Below are 16,540 nucleotides of genomic sequence, written 5' to 3' on the forward strand. Positions count from 1 at the left end.
CGGTATGACGATGGTGAATGGGACCTTGGTTTCTTCATGGGCTTAGTGTCCGGTCTGTCTAACATAGACATCCTCCGGAGCAGCCACCACCGCTGTAGAATCGATCACCAGATAGCCAGCATCACTGAGTTTCTTGGCCTGACCTTGCCAGTCATCGACAATTTTGGCCATGTGTTCCTGGCTGGCGTTGGGCGGTATCGATTGAATCAATTTGGCGCGATCAAGGACGAACACCGGCGTGACCATATTTAATCGAGCGATGGGCTGTTGCAATTGCTGTTGCGAAGCCAGCCATCCACTGGTACCACCCAGACAGGCCGCGATTAAAACGGTGCTGAGCCATTGTGATTTAGCGTCCATGATTCAACTCCCGTGTTTTAGACTGGAGGCTGTCGATCAGTTGTTGAATGGCATCGCCCAGACTCAAACCTTGCCGGCGTAACTGCTTCAAGGCGTTGACGTCTTCAGGTTTGGTCGAGAAAAGAATGCGTTTAAACGGATCGACGATCAGTCGGCCGATGCCGGAACCCATCTCTGTGATGAAAAAGATTTCCGAATAGGCTCCGGGCAAGGTATGCACGGTTTTTAGTAACTCATAGCCGCCATCCGATAGCGGCAAGCGACGATCCTGTTTCATGCCTTCGATGACTTCGGCTTTCTGGCCGAGCAAATACATATTCGCCGAGTTCTCGACAATCGCTCGCCCGGCGGCATTGCGGTACAAGTCGTTCACCGACTGGGTAATGGTGACTGCCGCACCGCCGTATTTTCGAAACCGCCGATAGCCGTGTTCCATGAACTTGGCGACATCGCCTTCGGTGAGCAAATCCCAGGCTTCGTCGATGATGACGATCTTGGGCCGGTTGCGTTCGCCCAGATACATTTCCTGCTGAATCTGGTAAATCAGCTGCAGCAACACCACCTGCTGCAGATGCTTGCGACCCTTGAGTTCCTCGAGTTCCAGCACGGTAAAGTCGCGAGCAAACTTGGCGTTGTTCTTACCGTTGAAGTAGCGGCCGTATTCGCCTCGGGTGGTGAATGGAAACAACTGCTCACCGACATCTTTTAAGCGTTGGTCGGTTTCTGCACACAGCTGCCTGGCAATGTCGTCCACGGACATGGCCTGAGCTTTATCGGTCCAAAGTTGCTTCAATATCCGCTTAAGACCGGCGGTTTGAAAGTCGGTCAGTTTCTCAGTCGGCGCCGCCATTTGGCTAACCAAGCCGGCCAGCATGTCGGCTTCCTCCTCGAAGTTTTGAACGATCTCGAACGGGTTCATGCAAATCCCCGAACCGTGAGTGAATTTGACGAAATCGCCTTCCAGCACCTCGCATAGGTTTTCATAGGAACGCCCAATATCGATGGCCCAGATTTGCGCGCCTTCGGTCAGATAGCTGACGATGATCTCGTTGGTCAGGAAGGATTTTCCTTTACCCGATTCGGCGGCAATGCAGAGGTTGTAATTGCCGGTGGTATCAAACAGCGACACCGCCATGTGTTCGCCATTACGCGAAACGAAATTTAAAGTCGGCGTGCCAGTGCCTGCCCAATCGCCGAACAGCGGTAACAAGGGAATCGCATGCCGGGTGGCCAAGGTGCGATAACGTTTCAAATCAGCAATCGCCGAACGCTCGGGTCCAAACGGCAAACAATTCAGGAAAAACGGCAGGCAAAAATACTTGTCTTCCAGTAGCTGAAAACCCAGTTCCCGGAAATAGACCCGGGCATTGGAGACGGCTGCGGCTTCTTCAGCTTCGTCGCAAAACAACAGCACGCCGAAATACGCCCGAATCGGCCGGTCACCGTCGCGGTAAGCATCGAATAACACGTCGAAATGGTGTTTGCGTTGTACCAATACCGGCAAAAACCGGGCAATGGGGGTGTTGACCTGGTTGGTGATGAATTGCCGCACGCCTTCCTGGCGGGTGCGGGTCGATTCGGCATCCGGGTAATGCAGGGTCAAACTGAGCAAGGCATTTTGCCTAATTCCACGCGTACCGGACAAAATATCGCCCAAGTAGCTTTTAGCGCTGCCGAAGTAAAAATGGTCGGGGGTACGCTTGGCGGACAAGGTTTTGACGCGTTTACTTCCGAGCCACAGACCTTTTTCATCGAGTTCGAGGGCGTTGTCGTAATCCAGCAATTGGTCGCGGATCAGTTGGGTGGGATCGCACTCGGGCACCACACGGTCTTTCCAGCCGGCATCGGACTGCCAGTTGAGCATCGTGTTCAGGATACGCACATACTGATCGGCGCCTAATATTTCCGGATACAAACCGATGGTAGCCAGCGATTGCTGCGTCGCCAATTGCAATTCGCTGGCACGGCGGATGTCGGCTTCACTAGGACGGGGGGATGCCATGGATAGTTTGACGGTCACCAGGATGTGGCTGCGCCGGAGGCGTGCCCCCGAAATCGCTTCCGGCGCTTTGGTCGTACCGCGCCGCAGAAAATCGATACTGGCCTGGGTCATGGTTTTATAGGTCGGCTTTTGTTGTTTCAGACGCCGGGTTTGCATGATCGCCAGCGACTCTTCGATGTCCGGCGAGGTCCACAGTGACACTTGCAATAGCGTGTCGGTCGGCCAGTCCTGGTTCAGCAACACATTGACCCGCGCAGAGACGCTGGCATCTGCGCCGGTCATCGGCCGGCACAGAAAGCCGAAGCCAATACTGCTATCGGCCATCAGAAACAGATGATGGTCGTATTCGTAGGCCAGTACCGTAAACAACTGGTCAGGCCGTGGGCGTTGCGCTGAGGTCATGGTGCTTTATCCTCTTCGTAAATTTTCTGCAAGGCTTCGGCTGGATATTCCGGATGTAAACGAATCGTAAAGGGATGCCGGCAAACGCGAACCGCACGTTTTTTGCGTGATAACTGCCGGGCTCTGGCCGGATGGCAGGGGTTGATGGGTTTGCCATTGGCGGCTTGGACCTTGACGCTGCGCGGGGCCTTCGCCGATTGGCAAGGGCGGCGGTTGCCCGCCGCGTTCTCGGTATCAATACTTGAACCGGTCATCGTTTTTGCACGCCTAAATCGTGGCGGTGACGATGTTGGTGATGATGGTCGGCGCCGCAAACAGGCCGACCCCGCTGGCAACCCCCAGCACAAAGCCCATGATGCTGCCGCGCACGACACCGGCGACCAGGCCGACGATGACGAACACGATGGCGATGATGCGGCCGAGTAAACCTTCAACCCAGCCGGTCAGCAAGGTCCAGACGTTGTTGAACTCGGTACCGCCGGTACCGGCCATGGCGTCGGATGCCATCAACATAAAAAATAACGATGCCAGGGTTACCAAGACCCCGGTTCGATAGGATGTTTTCATCAAAGATGTCCTCGTTATGGTTACAAGACGGTTGCCCGTCGAATCTCGGACGTTCAGTCCGGCATGTATAAGCGGTTGCCCGCTCACTCTCGCAGAGGGTGTGTGATCTACAGTGAAAAGGGATCAAGGATCAGGGCAATTTATTGCCCAATCGATTCACTGGACTCTCGTCTTCAGGGGTATCGACGCTGGATCGTTTCTCCGGTGGACGTTGCTCGACTTGCAAAGGAATCAACGACGAACTGGCTGTCGGTGCCGCCTTGCCGATCATCCATCGCCGCAGTTCGAGTTCGGTGTAGACGTAGTTGGACACCATCAAATCACCGTCGGCATCTTCCCAAGGCGCGATCCAGATGCGCATCACTTGGGAGGGCGTGCGGATCGGCGTGGGATCCTCGATCTTGGGGACGGGTTGTTGTAACACTGGTGCCTGATCCCTGTTCAATGCGGGAGCTGATTCCGTACCCGATTGCGATGGCGCTTCCGGCAACGCCGTATTCGTTACCTGGTAGGCTTGTGTCGTCGACAGACAGCTGGGCTCGTCCGGCATGCCTTTACAGCCGTATTCGGTGGTGGCGCAGCCGGCGGCGACAGTAATCAGCAAGACACTGATGCCGTAACGGTAAATGGAGCGAATGGCTTTCATGGTTTTTTCTCCGTGGCGTTGGTGTTTTGTGTATCGGGCGTTGTTGCCAGACTGGGCGATGGTTTCGGTTTGTCGGCCAACCAATCGGCTAACACCTCGGGTGCGCCACTGTGAGTGCGGCCGTCCGGAGCAATCAGAAATGGCACACCCTTCAAATCGAATAACTTGGCGGTGACCACGGCTTTTTGCAGCGGCTCTTTGTTGCACTGAGTGGGTGGATCGGTCGGCAAGCCGGCGTAATCCTGTTTCAACAAGCGGTCGCGCAAGGCGTCTTTGGCTTTGGGATCGCTTGCGCCTAACTGGCAGGCCAGTTGCACGACGATGTTTTGCGATTCTGGGCCGAGGATGGGGATCATCACCAGCTTGAAGGTGTACTGATCCTGCAAGGCTTGCAGGTCTTTCATGACCTTGCCGCAATACGGGCAACGCGGATCGATGAATACCAGGACTTGGGCTTTTCCGTGTCCGACGGTCACCGCGCCGAGATCGTCGGCCTTGAGCTTCATTCGTGACAGGTCGATACGGTTGGCGATGCGATCGATATCCGCCAGTTCCTTGATCTCCTGCTGGGTCCAGATATCCATCAATTTGCCACCATAAAAGGCAAAGCGGCCGTTGCTGGAAATGAACACCGTCTGTTCACCGGACTTGACCATCTTCAGGCCCGAGATCGGCAAGTCCTGCATGCCTTCGATTTTGATCGACAACAGGCCTGCGGCAATGTCCGACGCCGGCGGTTTTGGCGGATTGGCGGCCATGGCAATCGATGTACCGAATAGTGAGACCAGAAATAAAAAAATATGGCGTAGCGTCATAACGACCTTTAGGTTGGGATTAAGGAATCAGCTTGGTGACTTCAGCTTCAATGCCGTGCCTTTTTGCACGATGAAGTTGACCTGGCGGGTGGCATCGACTTCGATGACCGGGTAAATCTCCTCGGCCATGTCCATGTAAAAGTGCGACAAGCGTTCCATGGCGTAACCCGCGCCTTTCAATGCGCCGCCCTCCATCGACTGCGAGGAAAAGGCGCTTTGGAACGGCGTGGTACCGGATAGCGCACCCAGACCACCGGTCATCAGCACCGGAATCTGGTTACGACCGAAGGCATCGGAAAAGCCGCGCAGGAAACCGGCCATCATGGATTGGGCAAGCAGCGCACCTTGTTTCGACACCACCCGGCCACGCACCCCGTTTTTGCCGTCTTCACCGGTGGCGTAGGCATTCATCGGCACTTCGATCACGCCACCGTCCTGGCGAACGCAGGAAAAGGTCTCGCCGCGAAAGTAGGCTCGCTCGGCACTCAAGTCACCGAAGCCTGCGGCCAACAAAAAGCACTCGCGGACATCGGCATGGAAACGGTTAGGCAAGATGGCTTCCTTCTTGATCCGGAACAGTACCGGCATGGGTTCTTTCTTGGCTTTGCGACCAGTTGGCGCATCGAGGCCATTCAGCAATACGCCGGTCAGAATGCTGCCGGCCGGGATAAAGACGTCGCTGTTGGCGTGACCTGGCTGAGATTGGCCGTGCGCGTTGGTCGACGCGGCCTCTTTGTCTTTACCATTGGAGTGCTCAGCGCCTTCTTGGATGACGCGAATCTGCATTGCCGCCGGCGCTTGGCTGTTGGCTCGTCCTCCCGAGACACCGGTATTGCCCGGTGTCGGTCCAGGAATAGCCGTTTGCTCGAAGACGCGGTTGAGATCGTCTTGGCTGTTATCGAACGGCGCGTTGCTCAGGCGATGGTTTGATGGTCTTCCGGGTGCCGGCTGATCCAATGGTGGTTGGCTGATGTCGCCTGGGGTGCCAGTCGTTGACGGTGTGGACGCTTTGTTCTTCAACGACTCGACTTCACCAGTGACCGCTTGGAGTTTGGCTTCATAGGCTTCCCGCTCAGCGGTGGTCCATTGTTTGAAGCGCAGTTCGTCGGATTGCTGCTCGCGCCGCTGCTGTTCTTCGATGGCCGTCAATCGGCGGGCTTGCTCGTCGTTCTTCTGCAGCAGATCGCGCAATTGCGCGGAAATACCGTCGATGCCCAGCGAGCGTGGATCACTATCGGTCAAAATATGTTGGATGGTGGCTTGTTTGCTCAGCGGTTTGCTGACTTCCGGAGTGACGGTGGCCAATGCGATGATGACCGCCAATACCACGGTACCGATGCCACCGACTGCCAGATTTCGTTTGGCGGTCGGACTCAAGCGTGTCCACCAGGACTCGACGTTGGCCATTAGGGGTGACCTCCGCCCAGTAATGAAGGCCTCAAACTGACTGACGCCTCAGGCGATTGTCGGACCACGACATACAATTCGGTGGCTTCCTGCGGTTTCAACACTACGTTGGGCCAAACTGAAACGGCGAGTACGTCCTGTTGCGTCGTTGCACAGCTGCGTTCGTCGAACTCGAACATTTCAGTGCCGGTATTCTTGGCAAGCCCCACCAAAATCAGCCGGTCCTGGCCTTCCAGGACTTGGCCGGTTTTGATCTGCACGCGGTCTTGCAGGCAGCGAATCTGTTCCAGGGGCTTCGGTTCGCGTAGCGAATAACCGGCTGGGGTCTTTTGCAAACCCAAATCCCGAAACAGCGCTTTCAGCTGGCTGATGTAGGCTTGTTCCTGCTGACTCGAGGTTCGGCTTGCGGTATCGGCGCGCTGCCATTGGTTTAGCAAGTGGTAGCTGTCCTTGTCCAAATCGAGATGAATTTCCCGTGCCGGAATGCGTTCGGGGATCAGGGTCAGCGATAAGGCTATGTCCTGGTTGTCGCCGGGGGTGATGTACAAAGTCACCGGCGTTTCGTCGGCGGTGGCGACATAGACGATTTTGCCTTTGGTACTGGTAGTTGCCTGGCTGGTGGTCGTGACCACCGGATGCTCGAACGGCGTGACCAGGCGATTCAAGTGGCCTACGGCAATCGGCATCAGTTCGTTGATACCGGGTTTAACCGCAATATGCTGTGGACCGATTGAAGAGGCTGACGCTGAGGTTAATGCGGCCGCTTGCTGCTTGGCGGCTTTCAAAACGCTGACATCGACTGGGGGTAACTCGATGCCAAAATCGTGCTGCGATGAGACAACGGGTTGTGATGGCGATGCGGGTGACTCTTCGGCTACCGTGGTGACCGGTGGTAACACCGTCACCGGTAGGTTATCGGCGGCCCAAACGCCATTGGCGAGGGAAAGAAATAACCAGGGGGGCAACAATCGTTTCATGGTTGAGCCTCATGCGGTTGGCCTTGGGTGGCTTTCAAACGGGCCAGGGTTCTGGGGGAATCCGGATACACGTCGATGTATTCCAGCCGGGGCCGATAATTTTTGATGGCAATGATGAATTCGTAGGTACGAGGTTTCACGTCAGGTTTGGAACTGGGGCCCTGACTTTTGAGTTCGCCGCTGACGAAGACTTTGTTGGTCTCGGCTTCGTAATCAACGTGACGCGGGGTGAAACTGATCGCGACCCGGTCCATTTTGATGGCCTTGATTTGATCGCTCATGGCATCCAGGACACTGCGGTAAATATCCGGCGCCAATAAAGGCTCGACCGCGGTTTTCAGAAAGTCGGCATTGGCTGGGGTGGTGTTGCCGAGCAATTCGGCCAGGAACAAGCCCCAAGATTCTTTGAACTCGCTGGACGCTTGGCTGCGGGTGACCTCGACTTCCTGCGTCAAGCTCGGCGGCACCAGAATGATGCTGCGTTCGGTGCGCCAGGCGGCCAGCGAAGTGATCACGCAAACCACCAGCAAGCCGATAATGACGACTCGGCTAAACCGGTTCTCGGTCTCGTGCCCGTCCCAGGTTTGCAGAAAATCCGACCATCTCATGGCAGGAACCGGCGAATGTAGGGATTGGGGATAGTCTGGGCGCGACTGGGCAACAGGCCCAGCCAATACAACGCATGCAAGGTGTAGCCGTCAGGCCGGTTATCGTGGAAACGTCGGTAAAACTTGACCGCGATGAATCCCAGTACTAAGCCGGGCATGAACTGATCGATCAACATGCCGGTGAGCATGCTGACCATGAAGGGTACGATCTCGTCTGCACTCCACAACAAAATGTGGATCGGATCGTCTATCGATTGGGGAATGGCAACTGGTTCCATAATGACCTCCGGTTGGGATGGTCATTATTGTGAAGGGTAATTTGAATAGGGCTTTTGCAGCTGATGACGAATTTACGCTCAGCTGCAGAGGTTTGATTCTGATGACTCGAAAGGGGAGTGTTGCCTATCGTTACTTCGAGTCGTTGAAACAATGGTTGGCTAGTCGAACTGCGTTGAGACGAAGGCTTGGCCAAGCGCTTGAATTATGGATGGCACAATGAATTCGAAAACTCCCATCCGCGTCATTGCTTTCCGACCATCTGTCCCAATTTGACCAAGGCCCGATTGACCCGCTCGTCCCAATCCACCGCGCAATTCAGGCGGATGAAATTGCGGTATTTTTGCGTCGCCGAGAACATCGGGCCGGGCGCGATGCTGATGCCTTGCGGCAACGCCCGCCGGCTCAGCGCCGTGGCATCGACAGTTTCCGGCAACTCCACCCAGATCACGAAGCCGCCCTCCGGCTGGGTAACGCGGGTGCCTGACGGAAAATAAGCGCCGATGGCCGTGGTCATTCTTTCCACCGCTTGCCGGTATTGATTGCGCGCCTGACGCAGATGGCGCTCGTAGCCGCCCTTGGCTAGCATTTCCGCGACCGTCAATTGCGCGTGAGTCGGCGTCGCCAGATTGCCGACGTATTTCAGATATTCGGTTTGTTCCAGGTAAGGACCTGCCACCAGCCAACCCACCCGTAAGCCGGGGCACAGCGATTTGGAAAACGACGAGCAATACAGCACCCGGCCTTCGCTGTCCCAGCTTTTCGCGATCGACGGCCGTTGCGGGCCGAAACCGAGGTCGCCGTAAATGTCGTCCTCGATTAGCGAGATCCGGTAGCGATTGGTCAGTTCCACCAAGGCGCGTTTGCGGGTATCGCTCATGCAATAACCCAAAGGATTGCTGTAGTTGGGCACCGCGATACAAGCCTTGATCGGCCATTGCTCGCAGGCCAGTTGCAGCGCGTCCAGCGCGATGCCGTCGCGCGGGTGGGTCGGAATTTCGATCGCGCGCAACGACAACGATTCGATGACTTGCAGCAGTCCGTAAAAGGTCGGCGATTCGACGGCGACGATGTCGCCGGGGCGGGTGATTGCTTTCAAGGCCAGCGTCATCGCTTCCTGGCAGCCGTTGGTGATCAGGATGTCGTTGGGATCGACCGGGCAGCCTTGTTCAGACATGCGGCGGGCGATTTGCCGGCGTAATTCTGGCGCGCCCGGCGGAAACTCGTAATTGGCAATGCGTTGGCTGTAATGGCGGGCCACATTGGCCGACAGATGGGCCATTTTTTGCGTCGGCAAAAACGACGCTGCCGGCACCGCCGCGCCCAATTGCACGATTCTCGGATCGTTGGCGGCCTTGACTAGACGCAACACCAATTCCTGACCCGTCACCAGCGACGGTTCGTGTGGTGGCTCCGAAATCGCTGGTTCCTGTAGCGAACAGCGCGGACGCGGCCTGACGTAATAACCCGAGCGCTGGCGGGCTTCGAGATGGCCCTGGTCTTCCAGCAGCCGTAATGCGTTGACCGCCGTTGCGGTGCTGACCTGATGTTGCTGGCTGAGCTGACGCACGCTAGGCAGGCGTTCCCCCGGCCGGTACAGATTCTGCGCGATGGCGTTAAGCAAATGTTCGGCGAGGTTTTCGTAGCGAAGATTCATGGTAATTACAATACAGTTCCGGCGTTTGGCTACCGATACAATTCGATATCAGTCAAAATTGTATCGATATAATTTACAGAATTTGCATCTGTATCGACTGCCCGATCATAGCCTAAAGTAGAGTCTACGATCAAACAGGGCAAAACCATGAAATTCGACTTATTAAACCGTGCCGCGTCAACTGTTGGCGGCCACAACACTCGGGCGCCTTCCCAATCCTCTGAACTGACGCGCGGTTATTGGTTCGGCTGTGTCGGCATCCTCGGCTTCAGTCTGACCTTACCGGCGACCCGGCTGGCGGTGGCGGAACTCGATCCGGTATTCGTCGGTTTGGGCCGAGCCGTAGTTGCGGCACTACTCGCCGCATTGGCTTTGTGGTGGCGAGGGGGGCGTTTGCCCAAGGGCAGCCAATGGCTCAGGTTGGCCGCAACCGCCGGCGGGGTGGTGATCGGCTTTCCGCTGTTGTCGGCATTGGCGTTGCAACACGTTTCGGCGGTGCATGGTGCCGTGGTGGTTGGGCTAACGCCGTTGTTGACCGCCGGTTTCGGTGTGTTGTTATCGGGCGAACGGCCGGCATGGCGATTCTGGCTGGCAACGGCATTGGGTAGCTCCGCGATCCTGATCTTCGTCTATCTGTCCGGTTCGGCAGGACTGCAGCAAGCGGATCTGTATTTGCTGGCGGCGATTGCCTGCGTGGCCTACGGTTATGCCGAAGGCGCGCGGCTGGCGAAACAGCTGGGTGCTTGGCAAACCATCAGTTGGGCCTTGTTGATAACTGCGCCGCTGTTGTTGCCGTGGGTGGTGCAAACCGCGCCGCCTCATTTCGAACTGGTCCGCTGGCCTAGTCTGTTAGGCTTCGCCTACGTCAGTGTGGTCAGCATGTATCTGGCATTTTTTGCCTGGTATCGCGGTCTGGCGCTGGGCGGCACCGCGCGGATCGGCCAACTGCAATTGCTGCAGCCGTTTCTCAGCATGGCGGCCGGTTCGGCGTTGATCGGCGAAAGCGTCGAAATCGAACAACTGGCAACCGCCTCTTTAGTTGTCGCCTGCGTCGTGGCCGGCAGAAAATCCTCATTCCAACGTTAACATCAGGAGCATTTGATGAATACCCATTCCATAACCTGGCTGAACGGCCAATTGTTGCCCACCCACCAAGCGGCTGTTCCGGTCACCGACCACGGCTTGCTGTACGGCGACGGTGTATTCGAGGGCATACGCTTTTACCGGCGCCGGGCTTTTCGGCTGCAACAGCATTTGCAACGCTTGGCGCTGTCGGCGAGGGCGATTGCGTTGGATATACCGCTTTCTAACGAAGAATTGACGGCGATCATCGAACGGCTCATCGAAGCCTTTGCCGACGACGACGGCTATATCCGCCTGATGGTCACGCGCGGTGCCGGAGCGTTGGGCTTGAATCCCAAAAGCTGTGCTCAGCCCAATGTCATCGCCATCGCCGATCAATTGACGATGATGGACATCGGCCAACAGGCCGGCGCTCGGCTGATCGTATCGTCGGTGCGCCGCTTGCCGGCCGACGGCCTGGACCCGCGCATCAAAAGCCTGAATTATTTGAACCACATTCTGGCCAAAATCGAAGCCAACCATACCGGCGCCGACGAAGCGCTACTGCTCAACGGCCAAGGTCGGGTGGCCGAAGGCACCGCCGACAATGTGTTCATCGTCCGCAATGGCCGCTTGCTGACGCCGCCTTGCAGCGAGGGCGCGTTGGAAGGCATCACCCGCGATTTAGTGCTGAAATTGGCGCAAGCCGACGGCATTGAAACCCGCGAACAACCGCTGGGCGTGTATGATTTGTACGCCGCCGACGAATGCTTCCTGACCGGCACCGGCGCCGAACTGATTCCGGTCGCCAGTATCGACTGCCGATCATTGCCTAGTTGCCCAGGACCGGTGTTCCAACACTTGCAACAGGCCTTTGGGCGGACCATAGACCAAGAGTGCGGTGGTGAGAAATGAATTGGTTGGAAAATTTAGTGTTGCAGGCACGTTACAGCCAATGGGTGAATCAACGGCTGTACGACGCTTGCGCCAGCTTGACGGACGACGAGCGCAAACGAGATAGGGGCGTATTTTTTCATTCCATCCACGGCACCTGGAACCATTTGCTGCTGGGCGATCGCGTCTGGCTGGCGCGCTTACAAGATCAACCGGTGCAATACCAACGCCTGGACTTGGAAATTTACGGCGATTTCGGCGAATTGCGGGCGGCGCAAGCCGATTGCGACCAGGCTTTGCTGGATTGGGTTCAAGGCATGCAAGCCGACGATTTGCAGCGCCGCATCGCCTTCCGCAGCTTGTCCGCCGGGCAAGATAAAAATCTGGAAGTGGTCACTATGCTGACCACCTTGTTGAACCACAAAACCCACCATCGCGGCCAAATCACCGCGTTGCTGAGCCAATGCGGTTGCGACTATGGGGACATCGATTTTATCTGCGCGCCGTTTGTCGAGTAAGCTTACCGTTTTTAACCCTTTTTGGATCATTCTAAATGACTGAGTCAACCTTCCCAATTGCCGTCGTAGCAGATCAAGTGCCGCCACGCGCAAGAAAATCCTTGTATCCGCAAGCCATTTTGGATGTGCAGGCCGCCGGCTGGAAGGCCGGGAGAAGCGGGGGCTAGGCGATTTATTCGGCCTGCAAAATTTCGGCGTCAATTTGACCAAGTTGGAACCCGGCGCGATTTCCGCGCTACGCCATGCCCATGCCAAACAGGACGAGTTCATCTACATCTTGCAAGGCTATCCGACCCTGTACACCGACGCTGGCCCCACGTCATTGTCGCCCGGCATGTGCGCCGGTTTCAAAGCCGGTAGCGGCGATGCCCACCGACTGGTCGACGAAACGGCGAGCGATGTCGTTTATCTGGAAATCGGTGACCGCACTGCGGGCGACCAAGTCGTCTACCCGGACGACGATTTGCAAGCGGCGTTTGTCGATAATATCTTTCGGTTTGCCCACAAGGATGGTACGCCGTATTGAGCGCGTTGAAATTTTTCGTCGCCGAACTGGGCAATTCCTGTTAGATCGACAGGCAAACTTGACATGAAATCACCCTGTTAAGACACGGCAAACCGGCCGTCGAACTGTCGGGCAGGGCTCTCGGCAAGGATTTTATCGCCATCGTTAACACTTTATAACGCATCCGGCATTGTCGACCGGGTGCCGCCGGAAACCTTGGCCAAACTGCGCCATGCAAACTACGTGGTGTGCAGCGACTTGCCGCGCTTGGTCGAGTCAGCCCGGCTGCATTGAGTAACCGGCTTAAAGCCAGTGGTTTAACAGGCTGTTGAAATTTGCCGACATTCCTTCGGATTCGAAGTCCTTTTTCGAGGCTTTGCCGGTTCGAGAAGCCCGATCAGGTCTCAAAAACCCGTTTCAGCCGGTTATATTCGCTCCAAAGGGGATGAAATTCCGCCTTTTGGCGAATTTCAGGCGCACGACCACCTAGGCGGTACTATAAAATCGCGCCCATACGCGTCAGGTTATAGGCGGCAAAAGTAAAAATTGTTTGCGCGGCGACCTTTTTTAAACCACGGAATTTGGTTTGCCGCAACGGGCCGACGTTCTTGGCCCAACCGAAGACTTCTTCGATCCGCTTGCGGGTTTTGAGGCTTTTACGGTAACCATCGTGTCGGGTTGTGCGACCATCAATGGCGGAGCCTTTGTCTTTGCTGGCCACATGCGGGGTGACTTTGCATCGACGCATTGCGGTGACGAAATCATGCGTATCATAGTTTTTGTCCGCACCCAATGTCGCGCCCGGTTTGTGGATCGTACGCTTGACCATGGCTTGAGCCGCCTCGCGTTCTGCGGTACCTGTAGCACGAGTGATTTGGGCATCGACAACCAGACCGTTACGGTTTTCCATCAAGGCATGGCCAAGGAAAGCCAACTGAGACTTCTCGCCCTTGAAATTGACCGTGGGATTGCGACCGCCATCCACCGAGAAATGCTCGTCGGAGAGTAATTTTTTCCATTCCGCCAAGGCTAGTACCCGCTCGAAAAACAAACGGCTGATGCGCTCGTTCGGCAAGCGGTCACGGTTGGCGCTAAAGGTAGAGTGGTCCCACACCTCGTCGTCCATTGTTAAGCCGACAAACCAACGATACAGCAGGTTGAAATCGATATGCTCCACTAACTGCCGCTCCGAGCGGATGGAAAACATAACTTGCAACAAACTCGCACGCAGCAAGCGCTCTGGCGGGATGGAATACCGACCGCGGCGGGCGTAGAGCGTGTCGAACTCGTCGTTTAGCGTGGCGAGCAACAGATCGACCACTTCGCGCAGCTTGCGTAGCGGATGCTTTTGAGGAATCCGCGCTTCCAGGGTTCGGTAACTGAACAGTTCTTCTTGAGTAATGTCGGCGCCGCGCATGAGGTCAATGCAATATGTAATGAATGATATTATTTTACATTAAAAACAATGTCTTATTAATTTTCATCGTTTTTAGTCCAACGATTCAATGCGGTTTGCGGGAGAGATAAAATCAACAGCCTGTTAAAGCTTACGATGGAAAATTAATTCAATTGGTGAAGGGCCAATCTGCGGAGCTTTGGACATAGTTTTGCCGTAACAATAACGACCACAAGTGTTATCACACCGCCATAAACCACCGAAGGCACTAATCCTAACCATCGCGCAGCTATCCCTGATTCAAATGCCCCAAGTTCGTTGGATGACCCAATAAAAATCCCATTGATTGCTGACACACGTCCGCGCATAGCGCTAGGGGTTGCAAGTTGCATAATTGTCGTCCTCATTACTACCGAAATTCCGTCAAAGACACCTGATAACATCAATACCATGCAACCTACCCAGAAATTGACTGAAAGCGCAAAACCAATCATGCACAAACCAAACCCAGCGACAGCCGTTAATAACCATCGACCGGCATACAAATTGATTGGACGATGAGCCATAATTAGTCCCGTCATTACTGCGCCGACTGCCGGCGCTGATCGTAAGATTCCTAGGCCTTCCGGCCCATAATGAAATATTGATTGAATAAATACTGGTAGCATTGCGATAGCTCCACCGAAAAGTACGGCAAACATATCGAGCGACAGGGCTCCAAGCAAAATTTGGTTGTTTAATACAAAATGAAGCCCTTCACCAATACTAGCGATAATAGGCGTTCTTAATATTGGTGCGGGCTCTGTGAATCTCACTATTCTCAGGGCCAACGCAGCAAATAAACATAAGCAGGTTGCCACGCCATAAGCAACAGACTTGTCGCTCCACTCCACTAGTAAGCCACCAAGTGCTGGGCCAAACACTAATCCCATCTGGAGCACTGAACTGCTAAATCCTGAAGCCTTTGCATATTTTTCGCGCGGTAAAACTAACGCGAAGATTGCGTTGTATGTTGGGCTAATAAAAGCTCTGGCTACACCAGTAAGCGCAATAGCCCCATAAATCCATATTATTGGATTACTTTCGATCCAGCCTTCTGCAACTGCAAACAACGTAAAACCACTTAGGCTTAGCAATATGCTTGAAATCAAACCAAACATGCGACGAGAGAAATGATCGACTGCATAACCCGCAAATAATGCGCAGCAGAAATACGGTATTACTTCCGATAGTCCAACTAAGCCCAATGCTAAAACATCATTTGTTATTTCATAAATATGCCAACCTACCACCGTTGTCATAATTTGATATGAAAGAACAATCAACATCCGGAATGACAGCAGTTTTAGGAATTGCCAACGATATTTATCAAGTGAGCTCATAATTCGATGAAAATTTTAACCAAAAATAATAGATAAAATATCTATAGCAGTTGGAACCATATTTAAATTAGCTATTAATTGTTTGTTAGCCCATAGCAATGTCTGTCCCTCGCAAGGTGAAGGCTCTCCATGATAATGCGATATGAACCATCCCTCGGCTGACACGGAATAATCAACATAATCGTGTTTAACGCATGTTAAATATTCAGCTGAAAATACGTGAACTCCAATTTCTTCAGCTAGTTCTCTCTTTAAAGTTTCGAAGGCTGTTTCTGATCCCTCTTTTTTACCACCCGGTAATTCCCACATGTCTCCGTTTGACTTAAAAGTTGGCCTTTTCGCCAACAATATCCGCCCGTTCTGACCAGCAATAACGCCAGAAACCACAGAAAGTATTTTTCGATCAGAATTTAGCATCGCCTTGTGTAAAAAGTGATTCGAGTTCGCTCAGATGTCCTATCGCAATAGCTTGACTAAGTTCTTCAGTTAGACGACTTGCGTTTCCAAATGCGAATGTTTTCATTCCGGCTCCAATACCTGCTTTAATGCCTGGCAAGCTATCTTCCACAACGGAACAAAGGCTTGGCTCTACCTTAATTTCTCGAGCAACCTCTAAATAGATGCGTGGATCAGGCTTCCAATGGCCGATTTCGTATGAACTAAAAATTTGTGATGATGAAAAGTAAGGCAATAACCCGGTAATTCGAAGACTATTCTCGATTTTGACTCTTGGACCACTTGAAGCAACGAAGTATGGAAGACGCATGTTCTTGATGAGATTTAGAGCACCTTCAACAGGTTTTAATCGCGATTCAAATGCTTTTAGTGTTCGCTCTCGTAATGTCGTGACGAAATGATCAGGCAGTTTTCTTCCAAGACGATACTCCAAATCTGCAATACAGTCTGCCATCTTGCATCCCGTATAAAGTTCAATTGCTTCATTTACTGGCATATTAAGTCCATACTCTCTCGCATACTCAACGAGGACTTGATTCGCTAGCACCTCGCTGTCTACTAGTGTGCCATCGCAATCAAAAATCACTGCCTTAATGTTCATCATTACTCT

General features: G+C 54.1%; 20 protein-coding genes. 5 read left to right on the plus strand and 15 right to left on the minus strand.

All coding sequences use genetic code 11. The annotated features are described in order from the left end of the window. Positions 1 to 42 precede the first annotated feature (42 nt). The 11 genes from CWO84_RS23855 to CWO84_RS23910 all read right to left on the minus strand — a co-directional run bounded on the left by CWO84_RS23855 (position 43) and on the right by CWO84_RS23910 (position 9,717). Positions 43 to 360 carry a hypothetical protein gene (locus CWO84_RS23855; protein ID WP_101055663.1) on the minus strand — a complete coding sequence of 106 codons (318 nt, stop codon included), beginning with the start codon at positions 358 to 360 and terminating at the stop codon, positions 43 to 45. Further along, entirely contained in the window at positions 350 to 2,764 is a 2,415-nt protein-coding gene (traC, locus tag CWO84_RS23860; RefSeq protein ID WP_101055665.1) for a type IV secretion system protein TraC, read from the minus strand. Before traC ends, CWO84_RS23855 begins: the two co-directional genes overlap by 11 nt. Then, complete coding sequence (locus tag CWO84_RS23865; protein ID WP_101055667.1) at positions 2,761 to 3,018, minus strand: RRXRR domain-containing protein; 258 nt, start codon at positions 3,016 to 3,018, stop codon at positions 2,761 to 2,763. Before CWO84_RS23865 ends, traC begins: the two co-directional genes overlap by 4 nt. Positions 3,019 to 3,031: 13 nt before the next feature. Next, the gene (traA, locus tag CWO84_RS23870; RefSeq protein WP_101055669.1) at positions 3,032 to 3,331 is read right to left on the minus strand and encodes a TraA family conjugative transfer protein; all 300 of its coding nucleotides are present in this window, start codon (positions 3,329 to 3,331) and stop codon (positions 3,032 to 3,034) included. 130 nt (positions 3,332 to 3,461) lie between these two features. Further along, on the minus strand, positions 3,462 to 3,977 hold the full coding sequence (locus CWO84_RS23875; RefSeq protein ID WP_165786431.1) for a TraV family lipoprotein: 516 nt from the start codon (positions 3,975 to 3,977) through the stop codon (positions 3,462 to 3,464). Next, positions 3,974 to 4,792 carry a DsbC family protein gene (locus CWO84_RS23880; RefSeq protein ID WP_101055671.1) on the minus strand — a complete coding sequence of 273 codons (819 nt, stop codon included), beginning with the start codon at positions 4,790 to 4,792 and terminating at the stop codon, positions 3,974 to 3,976. The genes CWO84_RS23875 and CWO84_RS23880 overlap by 4 nt, the downstream gene beginning before the upstream one ends. A 27-nt stretch (positions 4,793 to 4,819) precedes the next feature. After that, the gene (locus CWO84_RS23885) at positions 4,820 to 6,199 is read right to left on the minus strand and encodes a TraB/VirB10 family protein (protein ID WP_101055673.1); all 1,380 of its coding nucleotides are present in this window, start codon (positions 6,197 to 6,199) and stop codon (positions 4,820 to 4,822) included. Then, on the minus strand, positions 6,199 to 7,176 hold the full coding sequence (locus CWO84_RS23890) for a type-F conjugative transfer system secretin TraK (RefSeq protein ID WP_101055674.1): 978 nt from the start codon (positions 7,174 to 7,176) through the stop codon (positions 6,199 to 6,201). The genes CWO84_RS23885 and CWO84_RS23890 overlap by 1 nt, the downstream gene beginning before the upstream one ends. After that, positions 7,173 to 7,784 carry a TraE/TraK family type IV conjugative transfer system protein gene (locus CWO84_RS23895; protein ID WP_101055675.1) on the minus strand — a complete coding sequence of 204 codons (612 nt, stop codon included), beginning with the start codon at positions 7,782 to 7,784 and terminating at the stop codon, positions 7,173 to 7,175. The genes CWO84_RS23890 and CWO84_RS23895 overlap by 4 nt, the downstream gene beginning before the upstream one ends. After that, positions 7,781 to 8,062 (minus strand): type IV conjugative transfer system protein TraL, encoded by a 282-nt coding sequence (gene traL, locus CWO84_RS23900; protein ID WP_101055683.1) that lies wholly within the window; start codon positions 8,060 to 8,062, stop codon positions 7,781 to 7,783. Before traL ends, CWO84_RS23895 begins: the two co-directional genes overlap by 4 nt. A 242-nt stretch (positions 8,063 to 8,304) precedes the next feature. Further along, positions 8,305 to 9,717 (minus strand): PLP-dependent aminotransferase family protein, encoded by a 1,413-nt coding sequence (locus tag CWO84_RS23910; RefSeq protein ID WP_101055687.1) that lies wholly within the window; start codon positions 9,715 to 9,717, stop codon positions 8,305 to 8,307. Positions 9,718 to 9,864: 147 nt separating this feature from the next. Here CWO84_RS23910 and CWO84_RS23915 point away from each other — a divergent pair, with 147 nt between their 5' ends. The 5 genes from CWO84_RS23915 to CWO84_RS23930 are packed head-to-tail and all read left to right on the plus strand — an operon-like array spanning position 9,865 to position 12,717. Continuing rightward, a complete protein-coding gene (locus CWO84_RS23915) occupies positions 9,865 to 10,803 on the plus strand; it encodes a DMT family transporter (protein ID WP_101055689.1) in 939 nt (312 codons plus the stop codon). 15 nt (positions 10,804 to 10,818) lie between these two features. After that, the gene (gene ilvE, locus CWO84_RS23920; RefSeq protein WP_101055691.1) at positions 10,819 to 11,694 is read left to right on the plus strand and encodes a branched-chain-amino-acid transaminase; all 876 of its coding nucleotides are present in this window, start codon (positions 10,819 to 10,821) and stop codon (positions 11,692 to 11,694) included. Further along, positions 11,691 to 12,191: a DinB family protein gene (locus CWO84_RS23925; RefSeq protein WP_101055693.1), complete on the plus strand. Its 501-nt coding sequence runs from the start codon at positions 11,691 to 11,693 to the stop codon at positions 12,189 to 12,191. Before ilvE ends, CWO84_RS23925 begins: the two co-directional genes overlap by 4 nt. A 35-nt stretch (positions 12,192 to 12,226) precedes the next feature. Further along, positions 12,227 to 12,358 (plus strand): hypothetical protein, encoded by a 132-nt coding sequence (locus CWO84_RS25205; protein WP_276308168.1) that lies wholly within the window; start codon positions 12,227 to 12,229, stop codon positions 12,356 to 12,358. A 35-nt stretch (positions 12,359 to 12,393) separates the two neighbouring features. Then, positions 12,394 to 12,717 (plus strand): cupin domain-containing protein, encoded by a 324-nt coding sequence (locus CWO84_RS23930; protein WP_240618140.1) that lies wholly within the window; start codon positions 12,394 to 12,396, stop codon positions 12,715 to 12,717. Between the two features lie 475 nt (positions 12,718 to 13,192). On the opposite strand, the gene CWO84_RS23935 is transcribed toward CWO84_RS23930, so the two are convergent. From CWO84_RS23935 to CWO84_RS23950, 4 genes are all read right to left on the minus strand, one after another. Further along, complete coding sequence (locus CWO84_RS23935; RefSeq protein WP_101055695.1) at positions 13,193 to 14,113, minus strand: IS5 family transposase; 921 nt, start codon at positions 14,111 to 14,113, stop codon at positions 13,193 to 13,195. Positions 14,114 to 14,256: 143 nt separating this feature from the next. Then, entirely contained in the window at positions 14,257 to 15,474 is a 1,218-nt protein-coding gene (locus CWO84_RS23940; protein ID WP_101055698.1) for an MFS transporter, read from the minus strand. A gap of 15 nt (positions 15,475 to 15,489) precedes the next feature. Next, positions 15,490 to 15,891 carry an NUDIX domain-containing protein gene (locus CWO84_RS23945; RefSeq protein WP_101055699.1) on the minus strand — a complete coding sequence of 134 codons (402 nt, stop codon included), beginning with the start codon at positions 15,889 to 15,891 and terminating at the stop codon, positions 15,490 to 15,492. Then, on the minus strand, positions 15,878 to 16,531 hold the full coding sequence (locus tag CWO84_RS23950) for an HAD-IA family hydrolase (protein ID WP_165786433.1): 654 nt from the start codon (positions 16,529 to 16,531) through the stop codon (positions 15,878 to 15,880). The genes CWO84_RS23945 and CWO84_RS23950 overlap by 14 nt, the downstream gene beginning before the upstream one ends. Positions 16,532 to 16,540 lie beyond the last annotated feature (9 nt).

The sequence above is a fragment of the Methylomonas sp. Kb3 genome (genome assembly GCF_002834115.1).
Lineage (GTDB): Bacteria > Pseudomonadota > Gammaproteobacteria > Methylococcales > Methylomonadaceae > Methylomonas > Methylomonas defluvii.

What these genes read in the sequence shown, in the direction of transcription:
- CWO84_RS23855 (WP_101055663.1), bottom strand. Translation starts at nt 360, where the DNA reads ATGGACGCTAAATCACAATGGCTCAGCACCGTTTTAATCGCGGCCTGT.
- traC (WP_101055665.1), bottom strand. Translation starts at nt 2,764, where the DNA reads ATGACCTCAGCGCAACGCCCACGGCCTGACCAGTTGTTTACGGTACTG.
- CWO84_RS23865 (WP_101055667.1), bottom strand. Translation starts at nt 3,018, where the DNA reads ATGACCGGTTCAAGTATTGATACCGAGAACGCGGCGGGCAACCGCCGC.
- traA (WP_101055669.1), bottom strand. Translation starts at nt 3,331, where the DNA reads ATGAAAACATCCTATCGAACCGGGGTCTTGGTAACCCTGGCATCGTTA.
- CWO84_RS23875 (WP_165786431.1), bottom strand. Translation starts at nt 3,977, where the DNA reads ATGAAAGCCATTCGCTCCATTTACCGTTACGGCATCAGTGTCTTGCTG.
- CWO84_RS23880 (WP_101055671.1), bottom strand. Translation starts at nt 4,792, where the DNA reads ATGACGCTACGCCATATTTTTTTATTTCTGGTCTCACTATTCGGTACA.
- CWO84_RS23885 (WP_101055673.1), bottom strand. Translation starts at nt 6,199, where the DNA reads ATGGCCAACGTCGAGTCCTGGTGGACACGCTTGAGTCCGACCGCCAAA.
- CWO84_RS23890 (WP_101055674.1), bottom strand. Translation starts at nt 7,176, where the DNA reads ATGAAACGATTGTTGCCCCCCTGGTTATTTCTTTCCCTCGCCAATGGC.
- CWO84_RS23895 (WP_101055675.1), bottom strand. Translation starts at nt 7,784, where the DNA reads ATGAGATGGTCGGATTTTCTGCAAACCTGGGACGGGCACGAGACCGAG.
- traL (WP_101055683.1), bottom strand. Translation starts at nt 8,062, where the DNA reads ATGGAACCAGTTGCCATTCCCCAATCGATAGACGATCCGATCCACATT.
- CWO84_RS23910 (WP_101055687.1), bottom strand. Translation starts at nt 9,717, where the DNA reads ATGAATCTTCGCTACGAAAACCTCGCCGAACATTTGCTTAACGCCATC.
- CWO84_RS23915 (WP_101055689.1), top strand. Translation starts at nt 9,865, where the DNA reads ATGAAATTCGACTTATTAAACCGTGCCGCGTCAACTGTTGGCGGCCAC.
- ilvE (WP_101055691.1), top strand. Translation starts at nt 10,819, where the DNA reads ATGAATACCCATTCCATAACCTGGCTGAACGGCCAATTGTTGCCCACC.
- CWO84_RS23925 (WP_101055693.1), top strand. Translation starts at nt 11,691, where the DNA reads ATGAATTGGTTGGAAAATTTAGTGTTGCAGGCACGTTACAGCCAATGG.
- CWO84_RS25205 (WP_276308168.1), top strand. Translation starts at nt 12,227, where the DNA reads ATGACTGAGTCAACCTTCCCAATTGCCGTCGTAGCAGATCAAGTGCCG.
- CWO84_RS23935 (WP_101055695.1), bottom strand. Translation starts at nt 14,113, where the DNA reads ATGCGCGGCGCCGACATTACTCAAGAAGAACTGTTCAGTTACCGAACC.
- CWO84_RS23940 (WP_101055698.1), bottom strand. Translation starts at nt 15,474, where the DNA reads ATGAGCTCACTTGATAAATATCGTTGGCAATTCCTAAAACTGCTGTCA.
- CWO84_RS23945 (WP_101055699.1), bottom strand. Translation starts at nt 15,891, where the DNA reads ATGCTAAATTCTGATCGAAAAATACTTTCTGTGGTTTCTGGCGTTATT.
- CWO84_RS23950 (WP_165786433.1), bottom strand. Translation starts at nt 16,531, where the DNA reads ATGAACATTAAGGCAGTGATTTTTGATTGCGATGGCACACTAGTAGAC.